The sequence below is a fragment of the Acinetobacter vivianii genome (genome assembly GCF_014635885.1).
Lineage (GTDB): Bacteria > Pseudomonadota > Gammaproteobacteria > Pseudomonadales > Moraxellaceae > Acinetobacter > Acinetobacter vivianii.
In genome coordinates, this window is the sequence record NZ_BMDR01000011.1 from 23,885 (window position 1) to 44,998 (window position 21,114).

The 21,114-nt window shown below is 42.5% G+C and carries 20 protein-coding genes; 9 read left to right on the forward strand and 11 right to left on the reverse strand.

What is annotated here, in order from left to right; translation table 11 throughout:
• Positions 1-20 precede the first annotated feature (20 nt).
• Positions 21-785, forward strand: coding sequence for a tRNA threonylcarbamoyladenosine dehydratase (locus tag IEV36_RS16940; protein ID WP_004774601.1), 765 nt, complete (start codon positions 21-23; stop codon positions 783-785).
• A 13-nt stretch (positions 786-798) separates the two neighbouring features.
• On the opposite strand, the gene IEV36_RS16945 is transcribed toward IEV36_RS16940, so the two are convergent.
• The 4 genes from IEV36_RS16945 to IEV36_RS16960 form a co-directional block, all read right to left on the reverse strand.
• A complete protein-coding gene (locus IEV36_RS16945; protein ID WP_004774602.1) occupies positions 799-1,278 on the reverse strand; it encodes a CHAP domain-containing protein in 480 nt (159 codons plus the stop codon).
• 261 nt (positions 1,279-1,539) lie between these two features.
• Positions 1,540-2,544 carry a tRNA dihydrouridine(20/20a) synthase DusA gene (gene dusA / locus IEV36_RS16950; RefSeq protein WP_005255142.1) on the reverse strand — a complete coding sequence of 335 codons (1,005 nt, stop codon included), beginning with the start codon at positions 2,542-2,544 and terminating at the stop codon, positions 1,540-1,542.
• Positions 2,545-2,657: 113 nt separating this feature from the next.
• Positions 2,658-3,854, reverse strand: coding sequence for an MFS transporter (locus IEV36_RS16955; protein WP_005255140.1), 1,197 nt, complete (start codon positions 3,852-3,854; stop codon positions 2,658-2,660).
• An 18-nt stretch (positions 3,855-3,872) separates the two neighbouring features.
• Complete coding sequence (locus IEV36_RS16960) at positions 3,873-4,292, reverse strand: RidA family protein (protein ID WP_005255139.1); 420 nt, start codon at positions 4,290-4,292, stop codon at positions 3,873-3,875.
• A gap of 68 nt (positions 4,293-4,360) precedes the next feature.
• Between IEV36_RS16960 and soxR the strand changes: the two genes are divergently transcribed.
• The 4 genes from soxR (at position 4,361) to IEV36_RS16980 (ending at position 8,474) form a co-directional block, all read left to right on the forward strand.
• Positions 4,361-4,855, forward strand: coding sequence for a redox-sensitive transcriptional activator SoxR (gene soxR / locus IEV36_RS16965; RefSeq protein ID WP_155757674.1), 495 nt, complete (start codon positions 4,361-4,363; stop codon positions 4,853-4,855).
• Positions 4,856-5,553: 698 nt separating this feature from the next.
• Positions 5,554-6,681, forward strand: a complete 1,128-nt coding sequence (locus IEV36_RS16970) for a Re/Si-specific NAD(P)(+) transhydrogenase subunit alpha (RefSeq protein WP_004774655.1) — start codon at positions 5,554-5,556, stop codon at positions 6,679-6,681.
• A gap of 11 nt (positions 6,682-6,692) precedes the next feature.
• Positions 6,693-7,016 carry a proton-translocating transhydrogenase family protein gene (locus tag IEV36_RS16975; protein ID WP_004774657.1) on the forward strand — a complete coding sequence of 108 codons (324 nt, stop codon included), beginning with the start codon at positions 6,693-6,695 and terminating at the stop codon, positions 7,014-7,016.
• A gap of 3 nt (positions 7,017-7,019) precedes the next feature.
• Entirely contained in the window at positions 7,020-8,474 is a 1,455-nt protein-coding gene (locus IEV36_RS16980) for an NAD(P)(+) transhydrogenase (Re/Si-specific) subunit beta (RefSeq protein WP_004774659.1), read from the forward strand.
• Between the two features lie 64 nt (positions 8,475-8,538).
• Here the strand turns inward: IEV36_RS16980 and IEV36_RS16985 are convergent, their stop codons facing one another.
• Positions 8,539-9,360, reverse strand: a complete 822-nt coding sequence (locus tag IEV36_RS16985; protein WP_005255137.1) for an SDR family NAD(P)-dependent oxidoreductase — start codon at positions 9,358-9,360, stop codon at positions 8,539-8,541.
• Positions 9,361-9,541: 181 nt separating this feature from the next.
• Positions 9,542-10,162, reverse strand: coding sequence for an NUDIX hydrolase (locus IEV36_RS16990; RefSeq protein WP_005255134.1), 621 nt, complete (start codon positions 10,160-10,162; stop codon positions 9,542-9,544).
• 348 nt (positions 10,163-10,510) lie between these two features.
• Between IEV36_RS16990 and IEV36_RS16995 the strand changes: the two genes are divergently transcribed.
• Positions 10,511-11,782 carry a hypothetical protein gene (locus tag IEV36_RS16995; protein ID WP_005255133.1) on the forward strand — a complete coding sequence of 424 codons (1,272 nt, stop codon included), beginning with the start codon at positions 10,511-10,513 and terminating at the stop codon, positions 11,780-11,782.
• Between the two features lie 41 nt (positions 11,783-11,823).
• On the opposite strand, the gene rsfS is transcribed toward IEV36_RS16995, so the two are convergent.
• From rsfS to IEV36_RS17020, 5 genes are all read right to left on the reverse strand, one after another.
• On the reverse strand, positions 11,824-12,222 hold the full coding sequence (gene rsfS, locus IEV36_RS17000) for a ribosome silencing factor (protein ID WP_004774663.1): 399 nt from the start codon (positions 12,220-12,222) through the stop codon (positions 11,824-11,826).
• An 81-nt stretch (positions 12,223-12,303) separates the two neighbouring features.
• Positions 12,304-13,098, reverse strand: coding sequence for a hydroxypyruvate isomerase family protein (locus IEV36_RS17005; protein WP_004774665.1), 795 nt, complete (start codon positions 13,096-13,098; stop codon positions 12,304-12,306).
• A 30-nt stretch (positions 13,099-13,128) separates the two neighbouring features.
• A complete protein-coding gene (locus tag IEV36_RS17010; protein ID WP_005255130.1) occupies positions 13,129-13,995 on the reverse strand; it encodes an NAD(P)-dependent oxidoreductase in 867 nt (288 codons plus the stop codon).
• A gap of 21 nt (positions 13,996-14,016) precedes the next feature.
• Positions 14,017-14,805, reverse strand: coding sequence for a crotonase/enoyl-CoA hydratase family protein (locus IEV36_RS17015; RefSeq protein WP_005255129.1), 789 nt, complete (start codon positions 14,803-14,805; stop codon positions 14,017-14,019).
• 75 nt (positions 14,806-14,880) lie between these two features.
• Entirely contained in the window at positions 14,881-17,691 is a 2,811-nt protein-coding gene (locus tag IEV36_RS17020; RefSeq protein ID WP_005255127.1) for a GacS-like sensor histidine kinase, read from the reverse strand.
• Positions 17,692-17,840: 149 nt separating this feature from the next.
• Between IEV36_RS17020 and cysM the strand changes: the two genes are divergently transcribed.
• The 3 genes from cysM (at position 17,841) to rlmD (ending at position 21,089) form a co-directional block, all read left to right on the forward strand.
• Positions 17,841-18,770: a cysteine synthase CysM gene (gene cysM, locus IEV36_RS17025; RefSeq protein WP_004774672.1), complete on the forward strand. Its 930-nt coding sequence runs from the start codon at positions 17,841-17,843 to the stop codon at positions 18,768-18,770.
• A gap of 78 nt (positions 18,771-18,848) precedes the next feature.
• Positions 18,849-19,670, forward strand: coding sequence for a 3'-5' exonuclease (locus IEV36_RS17030; RefSeq protein ID WP_004774674.1), 822 nt, complete (start codon positions 18,849-18,851; stop codon positions 19,668-19,670).
• A 9-nt stretch (positions 19,671-19,679) separates the two neighbouring features.
• Positions 19,680-21,089, forward strand: a complete 1,410-nt coding sequence (rlmD, locus tag IEV36_RS17035; protein WP_005255125.1) for a 23S rRNA (uracil(1939)-C(5))-methyltransferase RlmD — start codon at positions 19,680-19,682, stop codon at positions 21,087-21,089.
• The last annotated feature ends 25 nt before the right edge of the window (positions 21,090-21,114 follow it).

Consider the following 21,114-nt stretch of genomic DNA (forward strand, 5'->3'; position numbering starts at 1 on the left):
TTGTATAGATCACCATTGTTATGACCGATGTACCTGTAAATGATGAATATGACCGCCGTTTTGCTGGTGTTGCCAAAATTTATGGAGAAAGTGCATTTGCTCATTATGAGCAAAGCCATGTCATGGTCATCGGAATTGGTGGTGTAGGAAGTTGGGCCGTCGAAGCACTGGCACGTACGGGAATTGGCGAGCTCACTTTGGTGGATATGGATGTCGTGGCAGCATCGAATATTAACCGTCAATTACCAGCAATGAGTTCAACACTGGGACAAGAGAAAATTGAGGTGATGGCAGAGCGTTGCCGTCAGATTAATCCACGCATGAAAGTGAATGTGATTGATGACTATCTCACACCAGAAAATGTCAAAGAAATATTAGATCCAGTTCCGACGATCATTTTAGATTGTATTGATGACGTCAAAGCCAAGCTTGCCTTGATGTTGCATTGTCGCTTTAACAAGATTCCCTTGATTGTTTCGGGCGGTGCAGGCGGTAAGCTGGATCCACTGAAAATTCGTGTCGCAGATTTGTCGAAGACCGAGCAAGATCCGATGTTGGCAAAGTTGCGTACTCAACTTCGTTCAATGGGGATTTGTAAAAAGCCAAAAGAGAAATTTGGTATCACTTGCGTTTATTCGATCGATAATCCATTTTCGAGCGCAGAGGTGTGCCCAAGTGCGGGTCTACGTTGTGGAGGCTATGGTTCTGCAGTGGTGGTAACATCAAGCTTTGCGATGGTTGCCGTTGCGGAAGTCCTGAAAAAACTGGATAAACTCAGGACTTAAATCTTCTGAACGATTAAGCTTGTGGGTATTGCGGTGCTAAGCGGTAATAGCTGTAAGTGACATTTGGATCTTTATAAACATCATAGCTGCGTTGCTTATAGTCAGACACCCATTGTGAACCTGTGAAGCCTGCAATATGGCCGTAACGATGTTTTTTGGTGCGGTGAATAATATAAATATCACCTGGCTGAGGGTTATTAAAATCAGGCGTAATTTGTTGATAGCCGATTTGTTTTAAGGTACCACCCCAGTCTGAAGCTGCGACAGGGTGTTGTACGATTTTAGCCCCTGCGGATTGTAAAGCGATTCTGACGAATTTGGCACATTGAGATGAGCTGCGATACGATGCTCTTTTAGCGAGCTTTTGAGAGAATTTATCTACATCAATCCCTGCTACTGATGGAGGCTTCGGCATTTCTCGATAAGGAATAACCACCTGTTGCGAGGGTGGGTGAATCATACTGTGATCAACTGAAGGTACATCATAAATCATTGTGAATCTCTACCGCATTTTCAAAACAACTGAACGTGTGCCAGAATCTATTACGCGGCACATAGTAAGCGATAAAATTCAAAAAAACCAAAATGTAATGTAATAATATAACAATTTTTGCGATTTATAATGAAATCTTAATGAAGATTTTTTGAAGATTACCTTAATTATAAGGAAGTTAAGGTCGACCCTGGAAAAAATTTCAGATTTGTAAAATCATATTTCACAGTGTGATTAAGTTGGCATTTTTTGAAGCATCAATCAGGATTGATGCTCTTTTAGGTAGTCTTCGGTACGTTGCATGGCGGCCTGAATATTTTGAATGGCATTTTCAATATCACTTATGGTTTTTGCATTACCGCCACTGAGCGCCTGACGCCATTTTCTTGCACCAGGCAAGTTCTGGAATAGACCTAAAATATGGCGTGTGATAATGGATAATGGTGCACCCTCTGCAACACGTTGATGAATATACGGCATCATCTGTTGCATGATTTCGAAACGATCAGGCGCTTCCAGATTCCAGAGTTGTCCCATTTCTGCAAGCAGGTAAGGGTTGTGATAGGCTTCACGGCCAATCATTACCCCATCAACATGCTGTAAATGTTGCTGGGTTTCGTCAAAGGTTTTAATGCCACCATTGATTTCAATGGTCAGGTGAGGACGTTCCAGTTTCAGGCGATACACATCTTCATAACGTAAAGGGGGTACATCACGGTTTTCTTTCGGTGAGAGACCCTGCAAAATCGCAATACGCGCATGCACGATAAAATGGCGACAACCCGTTGCCGCTACAGTATCGACAAAATGCAGCATTTCTTCATAAGACTGCATATCATCAATCCCGATACGATGTTTGACCGTCACAGGAATTGATACTGCTTTTTGCATGCTATGAATACATTCGGCGACCAGATTAGGTTCCGCCATTAAGCATGCACCAATTTTATTATTCTGAACGCGATCACTTGGACAGCCGACATTTAAGTTGACTTCATCATAACCCCAGTCCTCTGCCATTTTGGTACAGGTTGCGAGTTCTTGTGGATTTGAGCCACCCAGCTGTAACACGATCGGGTGTTCTTCTTTGTTGAAGTCAAGATGACGATTGGCACCGCCGTAAATAATCGCACCCGTTGTCACCATTTCGGTATAGAGCACTACATTGGGATTAAACAGGCGTGCAAAGAAACGATAGTCTTTAGTTGTCCAATCCATCATCGGTGCTACGGAAATACGTGGCTTTAATGATTCTAGTGATTGCATAAAGGGCTCTCGGATGTGGACAAGAAAAGAAAGGGCAGCATTATACGAGTTTTAAGAAAATTTCACCAATGCTCATCCCGATCACTTCAATTTTTAAGTATCAATATGCAAATTCAAGACGCTACAATCTTGTTTTGCTTGGTCGCAAGATAATCTATAAAACTAAATAGCATGCAGGCAAAGACCAGACTGAAGCCTGCCAGACAGGTTGCACTCCAGCCGCCATGATTCCATGCAAAAATCCCTAATGCTGAACCGCCAGCACCGCCAGTGAAGTAGGCCGTCATATAAATGGCATTAATCCGTGATTTGGCATCGGGTCGTAAACGGAAAATAATACTCTGGTTACTGGTATGGACTAATGCTAAAGCTAACTGGATCAATGCAAAACCAAGAATATAGCTCACTAAAGCCGTTTGACCGAAATAGAAAAATATCCAGCTGAGAATGAATAAGGCACAACCGATCCAAGTCAGTCGGCTGGTATAGCCCTGATCTGCATATTTACCAATATATTGGGTAGAAAGCGCCCCAAAAATACCGACCAGCGGCACCATACCAATCAGCAGATCTTGTAGATGATGGGCTGACGTCAATAATAGGGCGATGGTTGAATATAAAATACTGACTGCTGCAAAGGCAAAACCACCCGCAAGTGCGCGTAACACCAAGCGCTTTTCCTGTTTAAGCAGTTGTGCCATGGAGACAAAAACTTGACCATAATTCAGCTTCATACGCATGACATACGGCAGACGGCTTTTTAAGGCATAGGCCAGAATCAGCATTAAAATGCCACTCACCACATAGATGACTTTCCAGTGAAACAGGTTGGAAAACAAGCCTGCGAGACTGGTTGAAAGCAAGATGCCGACCAGTAAACCACTCATTAAAAAGCCAATCACTTCTCCTGTTTTTTCAGGTTTTACCGTCATGGTCGCAAGTGGAATCAGCACTTGAGCTGCTACTGAAAATAGCCCAGCCATCACGGTGCCAAGCCATAACATTGGTAAGTTTACTGAAAATGCACTGATGAATAAGCCAACAGCACATAACCCCATGAGTAAAGGAATAAATCGGGTTTTATTGACCACATCGCCCATTGGAACAATGAACAAAAGACCGAGTGCATACGACACTTGAGCAAATGTTACGGTCAGGGCAGCTTGACCTTCGGTAACAGAAAAGTATTGCTGAATCGAATGAATTAAAGGCTGACTATAATAGTTGGCACCCGCACATAAACCGCACGCTGCCGCCATAAACCAAAGTAAAGTTTTATTTTGACTGATATCTTCTTGAGGGATAGACATAGGATTCTCTATTCTGATTTATGCGGTATAAGCGGTGGCTTCGATTTCGACTTGCATGTTTTCTAGGGCTAGCGCAGGTACAGGAATCAGGGTGCAGGCAGGAAATGCTTGATCTCTCCATAAGCTTTGCATGATAGCTACCAGCGCCTGAAGCTTATCAGCATCATGATCGACGACCAGAATACGTAGCACGGCAATATCTGACAGTTGCGCTTGGGCTGAAGCTAATGCCTGCTGAATATTATAGAAGACTTGTTGTACCTGTTGGTCAAAATATTCAGAAAGCTCGCCATTTTTATTTTCGCCACCCTGACCTGCAATATGAATAATACGCATATTGGGTTTTACAATCGCAACATGACTATAGCCATTGCTACGCGGGTCATAGAGCGCATCGGGATTGATCAGTTGAAATGCATCTGTATGGAGCTGATTCATGGCTAAAACTCATTCTGGTTGCTGTGGTATGTTAGTATCAAAGCTCAAGTTAACTAGAGGTCAAGCAAATTTTGAAAGAACAATTACAGACTTGGCTGAGTATTGGCGAACTGGCGAAAAGAAGTGGCGTTTCAGTGCCAACCATTCGTTTTTATGAAGAAAAAGAATTGATATGGGGCACGCGAACAGCAGGCAATCAACGCCGTTATCAACGGGCCATGTTGAGAAGGATTGCAATTATTAAAGCAGCCCAGCAAGTCGGGATTAGTTTGCAACAAATTAAAGAGACCTTTGCGACCTTACCTAAGCAGCAAGTTGCCACAAAAAAAGATTGGCAAATCATGTCACAACAATGGCAGGGACAACTCGATCAGCAAATTATGATGTTGCTACAGCTACGTCAACAACTGGATCAATGTATTGGCTGTGGCTGCCTGTCTTTGGAGCAATGTCCGTTACGAAACCCAGAAGATTGTCTCGCAGAAGAGGCGATGGGGGCACATTTTCAGGAAATTTTACTGTTGCTAAACCAGAATGATGAAGTAGATCATTTAACTGTTTAATTTTTGCACCAATACTGTGCAAAAATGCGGCTTTTGCTAGACAAAACGATACAAATATCACTTGAAAAAATGCCTACTCAAGTTTTTACATTTCTTTTTGGTTTTTCTTAGGGTTCATATCAATTCAATTCAGATTTATTGATAAAGGAATTTGTCATTTCATCATAAGTCATCCAGCAAGTATTGTTGATACATTCATAAAGAAGTCGCCGAAACGACCAATAGAAAACGGAGATAAGCCAATCCCACTCTCTACCGGCATGTCTATGATGCTGATTCAATCCATTATTTTTGAACAACTAGAATAAAGAGCAAAGCGCTATAAACGGAACTTGGTTCAAGGCTGTTCAAGATAAGGATGATGTGTGGATTTGTTGAATAAATACAGCGTAGACATACCTTTTAATAGGGAATACTGCGCTTAAAACTGAACAGATGATGATTAATACTGATCAAAATTTCATATTGAGAATATATGAATGGAGAGGTTTGCTTTACAAAAAGTCAAACATGCTGAGCATACAAGTTTTCAATATAAATGTGAATCATCAGTTCAAAATATGGGTATTTATTAAATAAATATTGGGTGGAAATTTAAAAAACTTCCATTAGAATCCAAATTTCTACAAAGAATACTCCTGGGGGAAACATTGCAATTTGCGATGTTTACTTAAGAAAAACTAGCTTGAGGGACGCTCATGCAGATCGGAATCCCAACCGAAACTGTCGCTGGTGAAAGTCGTGTAGCGGCTACACCGGAAACAGTAAAGAAGTTGATTAACGCAGGTCATAGCGTTGTCATTGAACGTGGTGCTGGTGTTAAAGCTGCGTATATTGACAGTGCTTATGAACAAGTTGGCGCAACCATTACGGACGATGCATATACAGGCAGCCAAATTATTTTGAAGGTACGTGCCCCTAAAGGCGATGAAATTCAAAAACTTGCGGCGAATACGACTGTGGTTGCAATGTTTGACCCTTACCGCAATCCAGAATTAGACCAGTTTGCTACTCAGCAAGTGTCTGCTTTTGCTTTAGAACTGCTTCCACGTACGCTGTCACGCGCACAAAACATGGATGTACTTTCTTCTCAGGCAAACTTGGCAGGCTATAAGTCTGTATTGTTAGCAGCGGCTGAATATCAACGTATGTTCCCAATGTTAATGACGGCAGCAGGTACAGTAAAACCTGCACGTGTTGTGATTATGGGTGTTGGTGTTGCTGGTCTTCAGGCGATTGCAACTGCGAAACGTTTGGGTGCTGTTGTGGAAGCAACAGACTTACGTCCGACCGCAAAAGAGCAAGTTGAATCTTTAGGCGGCAAATGGCTAGACGTGCCAATGTCCGATGAAGAAAAACAACGTGCTGCTGAAGCTGCGAAAAGCGGTTATGGTTGGCAGCCGGGTGAGCAATACATCAAAGATCAAGCTGCGATTGTAGATAAAGCGGTATCAAATGCTGACATCGTAATCACCACTGCATTGATTCCAGGTCGTAATGCTCCGCGTTTAATTAAAGCTGAAACCGTTGCCAAAATGAAACCGGGTTCTGTCATTTTAGATATGGCAGTTGAGACGGGTGGTAACGTTGAAGGTTCTAAAGAAGGCGAAACTGTAACAACTGAAAATGGCGTGAAAATTTTGGGTATTCCAAACATTCCTGGCACGGTTGCAACAGAAGCATCGGCATTGTATGCGCGTAACGTTTTTAACTTCCTTGAGACATTATTCGACAAAGAGAAAGGCTTTGCGATTAATCAGGAAGATGAAATCCAGAAAGCGTTACTTGTGGCACATGGCGGTCAAGTACTGCTCAAGCGCGGTTAAGGAGAGTTCTCATGGTTGAAACGATTACAATTTTCGTCCTTGCCATCTTCGTAGGTTATTACGTGGTGTGGGGCGTAACACCTGCATTGCATACCCCTTTAATGGCGGTAACCAACGCGTTGTCTTCAATTATTGTAGTTGGCGCGATGATCCAGACAGTGGGTATGCCTGCGATTGGTGTTGATGCAAATGTTGCATTCCAAAGTGTCAATGTGGTGAGTGTGCTTGGTGCGATTGCTGTGTTCTTGGCGAGCATTAACATCTTCGGTGGCTTTGCTGTAACTGCTCGTATGCTTGAAATGTTCAAGCCGAAGCAAAAGAAAAAAGAGGGCTAAGCGATGGAATTCATTCGAGACTATGCGGATTGGTTCTACCTGATTGGTGCTGTCCTCTTTATCTTAACCTTACGTGGTTTGTCTGGCCCTAAGACTGCAATTGCGGGTAACCGTTACGGTATGATCGCAATGGCGATTGCTGTTGTGACGACTTTCTTTGTTGCTGAACATCCAGTGGTTTGGATGATTGGCGGTGCAATGGTGTTAGGTGCTGTTGTTGGTATCGCACGTGCGAAAACTGTTCCAATGACACAAATGCCTGAAACTGTAGCATTGATGCACTCTTTGGTCGGTTTGGCTGCGGTATTGATTGCGATTGCTGCGATCTTGCATAACAATCAGCTCACTGCATTGTTTGCACAAAATGAAGCTGCTTTAACGACTGCGGGTGTTCAACATGCACATATGAGTTCAGTTCATTTGTTTGAATTGTTCGTCGGCTGCTTCGTTGGTGCGATTACATTTACTGCATCTGTATTTGCTTACGGTAAATTGGCTGCAAAGAAATGGGCAAAAACAATCTCTGGTGCATGGGTTAAACCTGTTCAGGCCATCATCTTTATTGCAATGCTGGCGTGTGGTTTCTACTTCTTTACCACAGGAAACATGACTGCGTTCTGGGCAATGACAGCACTTGCACTTGCATTTGGCTGGGTATGGATTGCACCAGTGGGCGGTGGTGATATGCCAGTTGTGGTATCACTGTTGAACTCATTCTCTGGTTGGGCTGCGGCAGGTATTGGTTTCACACTTGAAAACAATATGTTGATCGTTGCAGGTTCACTGGTTGGTTCTTCTGGTGCGATTCTTTCTTACATCATGTGTAAGGCGATGAACCGTTCAATCATCAACGTATTGTTTGGTGGTGCAATGGGTGGTGCAGCAGTTGCGTCAGCAGACAAAGGTGAGCAAGTTCAACGTAACCACCGTTCTGGCTCAGCAGATGATGCAGGCTTCCTGATGTCAAATGCAGACAGCGTTGTGATTGTACCGGGTTACGGTATGGCACAAGGTCGTGCACAGAATGCAGTTAAAGAATTATGTGAAATCTTGAAAGAGCAGGGTGTAAAAGTTCGCTTTGCGATTCACCCAGTTGCGGGCCGTATGCCTGGTCACATGAACGTATTGTTGGCAGAAGCAGATGTTGCGTATGAAGACATCTTGGAAATGGATGAGATCAACTCAGACTTCCCTGCAACAGACGTGGTACTTGTGATTGGAGCGAACGACGTTGTTAACCCAGCAGCGAAAGATGATCCAAGTTCACCAATTTATGGTATGCCGATCCTTGAAGCGCATAAAGCACGTACCATCATGGTGATCAAACGCTCTATGGCGACAGGTTATGCTGGCCTAGACAATGACTTGTTCTACAATGAAAAAACCATGATGATCTTTGGTGATGCCAAGAAAGTTGTGGAAGATATGACGAAAGCAATTAATGGTGGCGGGCACTAATCCGCTTCACTCAAGATTGTAAAAGCCACCTTAGGGTGGCTTTTTTATTTGAAGTTATTTTTGTTTAAATAAACTTTTCAACAAGATTCATGGACTGTTGATAGAGGTCACATGCCAGTTGCTGATTTTTGGCATGTGAAGATTTCCAGTCAGGCATATGCGCACTGACATATTCTCCATTGCGTTTTGCCCATTCATCTCCAATCGCCATTTGAGTAATCAGTTTTGCAGGAACAGAGGCGGGTACTAAGCCGAGTTTCATTGCAGCATAAACAGGTTTAGGTAGGTCGCGATAAATATTGGAAGCGACACCCCCGGGGTGTAGCGCATTATTGGTGATTGAGCTATCTGCCAGTTGTTCTGCGAGGGCATTACTCAGCAGTAAATTCGCGAGTTTGGATTGTCCATAATAAAACAAGGGGTTGTAAAAACCTTCTGCGCGGAATTTATTCGGTTTGATTGAGCCTGCCCAATGTGCAATCGAGGCTAAGTGGACAATCCGTGCTTGAGGAGATTGTTTTAAAACAGGAAGCAGTTTTTGCGTCAATAAAAAATGACCCAGATAGTTGACGCCAAATTGTTGCTCGAAGCCATCGGCTGTCAGCTGTTTAGTCTTGGCAAATAAGCCCGCATTATTGATCAACACATCCAGCTTGCCGTAACGATCTGCGATTTCATCGGCTGCTTTTCTGGTAAGTTCAAGGCTGTTGAGGTCGAGGGGGATAAGATCGACTTGTCCTTGGTCGAGTGCGCGTAACTTGCTTTGTGCTTCTTGCGCCTTTTGTGGGTTTCTGCATGCGAGAATCACGTGTTGCCCTTGTTTAACCAACTGTTCTGCCGTGGCAAAACCAATGCCAGTATTGGCGCCTGTAATCAGTATTTTCACTTCCTGTACTCCAGTTATGCTATTTCTTAGTGGGATTGCAAGAATCTGTATAGTGCTAGAATTTTGACAATTTGTCATGTCAAAATTAGTTGTGGGTGATAACTGGTATTTGCTGGTCCTTAAGATGGCAAAGATATTGTTTTTTGGGATTATATTTTTTGATGAGTTTCAGAATTGAACGTTAATCGAAATAAGTGCTCTCAGGTAGTTCTTGTAGTAACTCAAAAAATTGGTGGATTTGTGTTTCTGTAACACGAGCTGTCGAAATAGGAGGTAATTCATTTCTACCAAAGAATCCAACTTCAGATGTTTCAATACTTGGTTTTAACTCACCTCCAATGAGTTCACACCAAAAGAAAGCCTTATACACATGTAAAAACATGGCTGGATGAGGATGTTTTCTTCGATCTGTGAGTGCCAGTAATCTAGTTGCTTTTACTTCTAAACCAGTTTCTTCTAAGACTTCTTTTTCAGCATTCTCGGCTGCTGAATAGCCAATATCAGCCCAGCCGCCTGGAATAGACCATAAGCCATCTTGTGTTTCTTTGGCTAATAAGAGTTTATTGTCTTTAAATACAACTGCACGTACATCTATTTTAGGTGTTGCATATCCGACATCTTGAAGCACATCTGCAATAAAGTCTTGAGTGTCAATTTCTTTTAAATCAATTAACGTGCAGACATAACTGATAATTTGGTCATAACGTTCTTTGTCATAGACATCTTTTGAGTAGTACAAACCTGTTTGTGCGAGTCCAGTAATTTTGTTGAGTGTTTCAATCCATTCAGTTGAATCTTTCATATTGTTTTAGATTTAATGGGTGATGGGTGTATTTATACTAGCATTGTTGTGTTGATTGGCAATCAGAAGAAAGATTTGTGAAGCTGGAGAAGGGAATAATAAAGACTGTGTGAAAGAGATTCTCGTGGGGGATCTAAATATAAAAAAAGCGACCGATTCGGTCGCTTTTTTGGAGAGCTTTACGCTACAGATCTGGGTGCGCGCCATAAGCTTTCTAGGCCAGAAGCTAAACATGATTATTACTATGCGGGTTAAAATTGATGAAATTCGTTTTCATTAACTTTCTATTTATTTATAAAACAGCTTTAATATCTTGCAGTGATAATTTTATAAAATGTTTTGAATATAATGACTCCAGATAAGTTACAGAAGTATATTAACCAGCTTTATTGGTATGATGGATACGAGCGTGAAGCTGCCTTGAAACACTTAAAGGGGTGTTTTGAACCAATCTTATTTCCGCATTTGTTGCGCAAATTAAGCGATTATGTACCTATTAACCGAAAACTAGCAGCTCAACATTTATTGAGATGGGTTGACCGGCCTGAATGTATAGATCTTTGTCTTGATTACTTTCTTGATATTTATGCGATTCAAAAAAGAATTCGTATCGTGGGTGAGATTGAAGATATATTGATGAGGAAAATATCCCAGAATTTGGATAAGGTAAAACCTGTATTACGTTTTAAGCAAGGAAAACTCAGTCGAACGCTTTATCACTATCTTTTAGATAAAAAATTACTTTCGGAGCTTGAGCTGGTAGAGATAGCACAATTCGCCAATGATCAAGGAATTCGTAAATACTGGATTTCTTTTGTTGTGAAGCAAGATGTTGCATTCATAAAGCAGCAGCTAATAAAAACGCAATACGCTGATGTTAAAAAAGCAATTTTATATGAATTGCAACAACGGGGTGAGTTGGATGAAGTTATTCTACTTCAAGCACTGAATAGTCAGTATTTATCAATCATCGATATTGCTATTTTTGAGTTAAAACAACGGAATTTTGATTTTTCTAAATACTTTGAAAAGTTCTTAATCCCTTCTTCTTTAACTGAACAAAAAGTTAGACTCGGGTTGATGCAAATGTTGTTATTAAAATGGGATAAGCAGGACTTTTATTCTTTGATTAAGTTTTTAAATCAACCTTCTGTTTTATTTGTTGTTTTATATAAGACGATGAAGTTGGAATATTTTGATTTAAATGAAGTTGTGAAAGTGCTGGAAGAAAAACAACTAAGATTACCTTTTTATTTGTTGAGAAAATTTATTTTACTTGAACGTATTCAACCTAGACAGCTTGATAATCTTTATCAATTCAGTAATGAGCAGCTTGGTATAGCTCAACGTTTAGAGGCTTACGATCATTTTTCTTTTTGGAATAAGTTTGATTGGCTTATCTGCCTATGGAAATATGGTCATACCAACAGAGAAAAACAGATTCTAGTAGAAAAGGTTAAGGAATTATTAAGTGAGGTCCAGTATCAGTACTATAAGCCAATTTGGACGAATGAAGAGAAATCGGAGCGGGCTGCTTTATTTGCTACCTTTTGTCAGGTTTTTAATCTCACAGAACAATATCAAGTGGAATGTGAAAAAGTTCAGGAGTTACTTACTTAAATATAAAAAAGCGACCGATTCGGTCGCTTTTTTGGAGAGCTTTACGCTACAGATTCGGGTGCACGCCATAAGCTTTCTAGGTCATAGAACTTACGCGCGGTTGGTAACATCACATGTACCACAACGAAACCGAGATCGATTAAGATCCATTCAGCATCGCGTTCACCTTCGACACCGATTGGGCGGAAACCTGCTTTACGTGCTTCATCAGCAACATTATCTGCAAGGGCTTTAACATGACGAGTCGATGTACCGCTTGCAATTACAATTGCATCGGCAACATTGCTGATCGTACTTACGTCAAGTTCAAGAATATCTTTGGCTTTTACATCAGTGAGAGCTTCATGTACAACTTTAAGGCAAGCCTGTACATCTTTGTTCGCTGTTTTGATTTTTAGGTCGTGAGAATTAGAAGCGCTGGGCGATGGTTCTAAATTCATAGAGGGTATATTTTCCTGACAATTGCTCATTGTCAAATATACCGTTTTTCTCTAAAAAGTTCAAATTTTAGCAGTAACAGTTTATGTATTCACATCATTGGAAAAGTACTTCTTTTTCCATGCAAAAGATTGATCTGACTGGGTTTTTGGTCGATATTCTGCCGCAATGAGACCTCGATAGTCACTTTGTAGCAACCAATCAAAGATCTGTTTATACGGGATATTTCCTGTATCTGGCTCATGGCGGCCAGGGCAGTCGGCAAATTGGATATGTCCAATCTGGTGTAGATTTTCTTGTAGCCCAGCTAAAACATCTTCACCCATCATCGCCATATGGTAGCAGTCATATTGCATTTTTAAGGCAGGGTGGTGGACGGCCTCCAGCATTTCCTGACCTTGTGCAATGTTCTGGATCAAAAAGCGTGGCATATCGGTACCATTAATCATCTCAAAAACAGGCTCAATTCCTTGCTCGGTCAGCATGTGGCAAGCAAGCTTCAAGTTGCTGGCCAGTGTATTCAGGCAAGGCAACAGATCTGCATCCAGCGGTTGTTTTCCTGCCAGAATATTGACCCGCGGGACATTGAGTGCATTGGCATAACGAATTGCCAGTTCAAGTGCTTGATGGAATTCAATTTCACGGCCGGGAATCCCAGCTAGACCATTACCGCCTTGCATCAGGTCGCCAGCAGGAACATTGATCAGGCATAAAGAAAGATTATATTGTTCGAGTTGGGTGCGGATATCAATAATGTCTAATTCATAAGGAAATTGAATTTCAACCTGTTGAAATCCGTGTGCATGGGCTAAAGCAAAACGCTCAATTAAAGGGACTTCCGTAAAAATCATTGATAAATTGACTGCGAGATGGCTCATATTCTGACTCCCTGAATCAATAGACCCTGTTTATTGTTCTATAACTTTGATAATAGTAGCTAAATCCTTCTCGGCAAAGCCATTTTCTTGGTGGGCTTGTAACTGTAGTAGAGCTTTTTGTGCCACAGGTATCTTTAAGTTAAAACTTTGTGCGAGTTGTAGTGCATTGTTGAGGTCTTTTGACAAAGTTTGCACTTTCCATTGCACAGGTTCAAAGGTATCAGTCGCCATACGAGGGGCAAGAATCTGGAACGGTTTTGAGTCGGCAAAGCCGCCTGCAAGGGCGGGCGCCAGTAGGGTGGTATCTACACCTGCCTGATCTGCCAGTGCCACCGCTTCAGCAATTAAAGTGCTGTTGGCAGCCACAATCAGTTGATTGCAAATCTTGGTGGCCTGACCTGTACCAGATTCACCCATACGGGTCACCCGCTGAGAAAGAACTTGATAAATTGGAGCAAGTTGCTGGATGGTTGCTGCATCTCCCCCTGCAAAAATGACTAAGCTTCCTTGTTCAGCGCCCATGGTTCCGCCTGATACGGGAGAGTCAATCCATGTCACTCCCTGTTGCTGTGCTGCTTGTGCGAGGTTTAGCGTAGCGGCAACGGACAAACTGGAAAAATCAACAATGATTTGCTGCGCTTTTAAGTTAGGTTGAATCTGAGAAAAGACATTTTGAACTGCCTGATCATCTGCCAGACAAGTCAAAATGACGGGATAATTTTCAATTTCTTTCAATTCTAGACTTTGAGCACCTTGTTGGATCAGTGCTTCACATGCATGTGGGCTACGGTTCCAGACTGCCACGCGATAACCTGCTTGCAGCAGCCTGCTCGCCATACGTGTCCCCATTAAACCCATACCTAGAAATGCGATTGGTGTTTGTTGATTAACATGCATGTGAATGTACTCTGGTTGTGCTTATTTATATTGACGAGGCAGGAACTCAACCTCTGGATTTTTGTCTTTCTTACGCGCAAGACTGCTATTTTTACCTAATAGTAGTTTAAGTTGCCAAAGCTTTTCTAGGCGTAATGCTTTTTCTGGCTGGTGTTCCATTGCATCCAGAACGCGTTTTGCTGCCATAATGGCATCTGGTGAACGCTGTAAAATCTCTTCTGCAATGAGATTTGCCTTTGCCAATGGATCATTGTCTAAATGTGTCACTAGACCAATTTCCTTGGCGTATTCAGCATCAAAGATACGCGCAGTCAAGGTAAGTTCTTTGGCAAGATCAACGCCAATCAGACCTTTGAGCGAACGGGTCAGTCCCATATCTGGGACGAGGCCCCAGCGACTTTCCATAATCGACATTTGAGTGGTTGGTGTTGCAATGCGAATGTCCGCTGCAAGTGCCAGTTGCATGCCCGCGCCAAAGCAATAGCCTTCAATAGCTGCAATCACAGGGATCGGCAGGTTCTGCCAGATTAAAAATGCTTTTTGAAACAGGCTTTGTCCTGGCTTGATCAATTCCCATGCTGCAAATGCTGTATTCTTCGGATTATTTAGATCAGACAGGTCGATGCCAGCACTAAATACATTGGCTTCACCCGTTAAGATGACACAACGGATTGAACGGTCTTTTTCAATTTTTTTTGCGGTTGCGACCAGTTCTTTTAGCAGGGCAAAGCTCATTGCATTGCGTTTGTCTGGTCGGTTTAAAGAAACGGTCGCAATTCCATTGTTCTTTTCAACGCGTAAAAGTGCCATCTGTCTTACTCTTATTGTGTTCGATGAGGCAGCATAGCATGAGTGTCAGAGTTGAAACATGACACCCCAGTCACGTTAACTGTCGTGTGCATGCAAGATTAAATTTGCTGCCTGTCTGACTTGTTCAATTGCAGTATTTAGCTCACTGAAACGATGATTGGTTTCACGGATAAATTGATCATCTGCTTTGCGACGCTCTTTACGTAAGGTTGAGACAAACTGTTCAAATTCACCTGAAACCTGTTGCAGGTTTGGCGTGCCGACATAACGTGTTGCGCCATATAAACGATGCAGCACATGCTCAAGTTGTGGAAAGTCTTCCATTTCAATCAATTGCTGCATTTCAGCAAGTTCAGTGTCAAAACTATCGACCAGCATGCCTAACAGGTCTTGCGCCAGATCTTCTTTATTGGCAGCCAGCTGAATACTTTGTTGCCAGTTAAGGATGTTTGGATCAATCGATTCGATTGGGCGTTTTTGTTCAATATTGACTGGCTGGGCACTAAAGTTATTCTTGGTCCAATGTGTCAGGATTTGAATGATCTGTTCCATCTGAATCGGTTTGGTTACGTAATCGTTCATGCCGACTTTGAGTAACTTCTGCTTTTCGTCTGCCAGTGCATGTGCGGTGAGGGCAATGATTGGCAGTTGCATGCCATTATCTAGAGTTGATTCTAAAGAGCGAATCGCACGGGTGGTATCAATACCTGACATCACAGGCATTTGAATATCCATAAACACCAGATCAAATGGTGGTGATTTTTGTTCAATACGTTCCTGAATAATGTCGATGGCTTTTTGCCCACTTAATGCTTTGGTGGTGGTGACATTGAGTTCACCCAGTAAAGCTTCAAGCACAATCAGGTTGGGTAGATGATCATCAACCGCTAGGACGTGTAGACCTTGACCATTAAAGTCTTCAGGTTCCTGTTCAAAAATAGGCTGGTTGCCGAGTAACTGAACCAGTTCGCGACGACTGAGCGGTTGATAGAGTGGACGTGCGCGATATTCATTAAGCATATTCGGATCAAGGCTCATCTGGTAGCCATAAACCGCAAGATTGCCGTGATAACGCTGACGGATTTCTTTTAGTAATGCTTCGGTATCGCCGCTGTGATCAACAATCAGCCAAGTGCTTTCTTGTTGATTGAGATGATTTAAACGACTGAACAGATCCAGAATAGATTGGGTTTCGATATGTGAAACACGATAATTTTCCAGATATGAGCGCAGAACGCTGGCTGTTGCAGGATGGGCCAGATAAGACACTACTTGCAAATAGTCAAAATGAGGATGTTCCACAAACTCATTTTGTTCTTCCACTTTAAAGGATGCTGTAAACCAGAAGGTCGAGCCTTTTTCTGTTGGCGCGCGTTCCTGATTATCCTCAAAGCCAATCTGACCATGCATCAAATGTACAAGCTGCTTGGAAATAGCCAGACCGAGTCCAGTACCGCCAAATTGACGGGTAACCGAGGCATCCCCTTGAGAAAAGGATTCAAATAATTTTTTACGATCAGTACCGCTTAAGCCAATACCACTGTCCTGTACGCTGAAATGCAATAGACATTGTCCAATCTCATCATCTTCCATACGCACCCGTACGATAATTTCACCATCAGGGGTAAATTTGATCGCATTGGAAATTAGGTTGGTCAGAATCTGTTTAAAGCGTAGCGCATCACCGACTACATGCTGTGGAATATTTTCAGCATAATAGAAGGCCATATTGATATGCTTTTGTGCCGCCAGCGGCGAGAGCATATCCATTACATCGAAGATAGCTTCTTCAAGGTCAAACGGGGCGGTTTCGAGTTCTAATTTGCCCGCATCAATTTTAGAAAAGTCCAGTACATCATTAATCAGTGCCAATAGGTGCGCAGAGGATTTTCGAATGGTTTGCAGATAGAGATTTTGTTCATTGCTCAGGTTTTGCTGACGCAGCAACAAATGAATAAAGCCATCAATACTGTTCAGTGGTGTTCTGAGCTCATGACTGATATTGGCCAAGAAAACAGACTTGGACTGATTCGATGAAATCGCTTGGTCACGCGCCTGACGATAGGTAATGTTCTGAACTTCTAAGGTATCTAAGGTTCTGCGTAAATCTTCTTCTGTCTGTTCGGTATGTTCTTTTAATTCGAGAAAGCTAAAGTGCAAGCGTTTCACCACGTTGGCAATGTCACGCTGGAGTAAACGCAGTTCACCAGTACTGTTTACGACAATGTGCTGATCAAGCGTATCCGCGTTGAGACGTTGCATCTGCATACGAATCTCATAGATGGGTGCGAGCCAGCGGCGGGAGAACACATTCAGGCAGAACAGTAAAATCAGAATGGTCAATAAGCCTGTGACCACCAATGAAAGTAAAACTTTATAGCGAGCTAGTTCCAGTGGTTGATTATCCAGCTCAATCATCAGCCAGACAGAGTCAGGATTACCGCTCTCCAGTTTTGCGCCATAAATATTGTTGTGATTATGCGAAATAGGGCCAAAAAAATTACTGTTATTGGGGAAGTTAGGCCAGAAGCGGTTGTTTTGATAACCGACACTTAAATAGGTCTGTCCTTTGTTATCAATCAGCACCGCACGTTGTAAATTCTTTTCATCAAACATTTTTTGCATGATGTTTTGCGCACGATCATATTGATCTGGTTGCTCTTGAACCAGCTTTAATAAATCATTCGCCGTTTGATGATAGCGTGCCAAAATCGCAGAAGCATCTGAGCGCTGTTGTTGCTTGGCTGAGTTGGTCGTTTCGGCTAAAACCCAAAGAATTCCTACACTTGTCAAAATCGCAATTGGCACAAGAATAAGTGCAATCAACTGCCCATAAGCATGATTGAGGCGTAAACGTTTCGATATGGTCTTATTGAAATTTGACATAGTTCGGTCAGATTTATCATTCTGCGCAATATCTTAGCATGCTTTCTGATAAGCGCAGACATCTGCTTGCCAATAAAAAGCAGAGTGAAATGGTGCAGTATTTCTGTTTTTTTCATACAATAGTCGCCACCTTAATATCGGTGTCGATCATGACGAATACGCAAACTGATTTTTTAGCAGATGAATTTTTACTTGATTATTATGTCGGTAAAACCCCTTTAGTACGTTTGCAGCGTTTAGCGTGTCATACCCAGGCCACGGTATTAGCCAAATTAGAAGGTAACAATCCAGCAGGTTCAGTCAAGGATCGTCCTGCTTATAACATGATTGTACAGGCAGAAAAACGTGGGCAGATTCAGCCAGGTGATACCTTGATTGAAGCCACTAGTGGCAATACAGGTATTGCTTTGGCAATGGTTGCGGCAATGCGCGGTTATAAAATGAAGCTGATCATGCCGAACAACATGAGTCAGGAACGTAAAGATGCCATGCTGGCCTATGGTGCAGAGTTGATTGAAGTGACTCAGCAGCAAGGGATGGAAGGCGCACGTGACCTCGCTATGCAAATGCAGGCAGAAGGTAAGGGCTTTGTTCTGAACCAGTTTGGTAACCCTGATAATGTTGAAGCGCATTACCTGACTACAGGGCCTGAAATCTGGAAGCAAACAGGTGGCAAAATTACCCATTTTGTCAGCTCGATGGGCACCACAGGCACTATCATGGGTGTTTCTAAATATTTGAAAGAACAAAACCCTGATATTCAAATTGTTGGTTTACAACCTTCAGATGGTTCAAGCATCGCGGGGATTCGCCGCTGGCCTGAAGAATATCTGCCAACTATTTTTGACCGTCGTCGTGTCGACCGTATTATTGATATTCCCCAGATTGAAGCTGAAAAAACCATGCGTAAACTGGCGCGTACTGAAGGCATCAGTGCAGGTACATCTTCAGGTGGTGCAGTTTGGGCATCGATTAAAATTGCCGAAGAAACACCTGATGCCGTGATTGTCTGCATTATCTGTGACCGCGGTGACCGTTATTTATCAACAGGTTTATTTTCAGTCCAAGATGAAGACTAATCTCCCGTCGGGCGCTGTTATAATGACAGCTCACCCTTGGTTCAAGGGAGCTGTTTCGCTCCGTAAGGGAATTCTGAAATGAATTTACGCTTTCCGATTTTAGTTTTTGATATTGAAACGCTGACCGATATAAAGGCAGGGGCTCATCTCTATGATCTGGACTTGCCAGAAGCGGATGTGGAACAGGCACTGACCAAGATTCGCCGTCAAGAATCAGGTGTAGATTTTCAACGTCTACCGTTGCATGAGATTGTCTGTATTTCTGGTTTATGGATTGATGAAAAAGGTTTCCGCTTGTTTTCATTCAGTCAGGAACAGAACAGCGAAGCAGAAATGCTGGCTAAGTTCTTGTCTATTTTTGATAAGAAACAGCCGACACTGGTGAGCTGGAATGGTTCGCAATTTGACTTGCCAGTGATTTTGTTTCGCGCCATGTATCATGGGCTTTCTGCGCCAAGCCTGTTTGATCAGGGTGAAATTGATCAGCAGAAGCGTTACAACAATTATCAGAACCGTTATCACCATCGTCATGTTGACCTGATGGATGTGATGGCTATGTTTAATGGTCGTAATTTCCAGAAGCTGGATGATATTGCCTGTTTGCTGGGTTTCCCAGGTAAACGTGGTGAGACGGGCTATCATGTACCAGACTATGTACGCACTGAACAATGGTTAAAATTGACCAGTTATTGTGAAGGCGATGTGCTGAATACATGGCTGGTCTATATCCGCTGGTTGCTGCTAAAAGGTCAGTTGAATCAAAAAGATCATCAACAGTTGATTCAAGCGACGATTGATTATTTACAAACTCAAACGCAACAAACAGAATTTTTACAGGTATGGCAACAAACATCGCAATATACTGTATTTACCGCACCCACTTTTGCGCCAAAAAATTAGGTTCATCTTTTGAAACACAAAGCGAAACATCGCCCAGCCCAATATCCAACATATACCTTTCAAATCGAAGCATTTTCTCATGAAGGGCGCGGCATCGCGCATTATGGAACGCATCCTGACCATCCTAAAGAAAAGCATGGCAAGAAGGTATTTATTCGCTATGGCCTCGTTGGTGAAACGGTGCAGGCAAAGATTACCAACCAGACTTCTCGTCTTGAAGAAGCTGACATGATCAAGCTGGAAGGCGAGGCAGCTGAAGGTCGTGTTGATCCGATCTGCCCTCATTTTGGGGTATGTGGTGGCTGTAGCCTGCAACATATTCATCCTGACGAACAGATTTTGTTGAAACAGAATGTGTTGAAGTCACATTTACAACATTTTGCGGGTTTAGCGCCTGAGCAATGGTTGGCACCGATCCGTTCGGTCAAAACAGATTATCGTCGTCGTGCCCGTATCGGTGTGCGCTACATTGCCAAGCAGAACCGTTTGGTGATGGGTTTCCGTGAGCATCATAGTAATCATCTCACTGCAATCCAGCAGTGCAATGTATTGGATCAAACTTTATCCGCAACCTTGCCTGAACTTAAGAAGTTACTCGAAAGTCTTACAGGCAAAGCCCATATTGGTCATATAGAATTGGCCATGGGCGATACCGAGGTAGCATTGCTGATTCGTCATCTGGATGAATTAAATGCGTCGGATGTCAACCAATTACGTCAGTTTACGTTACTCAAAGGATGGCAGTTGTATTTGCAGCCCAAAGGGGGCGATAGTTTACATCGCGTGGATGATTCACAGGCACCGATGCGTTTGCATTACAGTCTGGATGATTTTGCAGTCAAATTTGCATTTTCACCTTTAGACTTTACCCAAGTGAATAGTGGTGTAAATGCACAAATGATTCACTTGGCATGTGAATTGCTTCAATTACAGGAAGGGGAAAGAGTGCTTGACCTATTCTGTGGATTAGGCAATTTCTCTCTCCCGATTGCACGTCGTGTGGGTGAGACTGGTCAGGTGGTCGGTGTTGAAGCGAGTGATGAGATGGTGCAAAGGGCAACTGAAAATGCGAAAGCAAATCAATTGTCACAGGCAGCATTCTTTTCACAAGATTTAACAAAAGACTTTTCGCATCATTCTTGGGCGAAACAGGGATTTGATGCATTATTAATTGATCCTCCACGATCAGGTGCGTTTGAGGTTATGCAATATGTACCTAATTTTGGAGCGAAAAGAATCGTTTATGTATCATGTAACCCATCAACACTGGCAAGGGATGCAGGTGTACTGGCACAATATGGCTATCAGTTGAAAAAAGCTGCGGTGATGGACATGTTTACGCATACTGAACATGTTGAATCGATTGCCCTGTTTGAAAAGATTGAGAAGCTTGAAAAAATCGAAGAGATAAACGATTAAAAAATGAGTTACATATCCAGAGGAG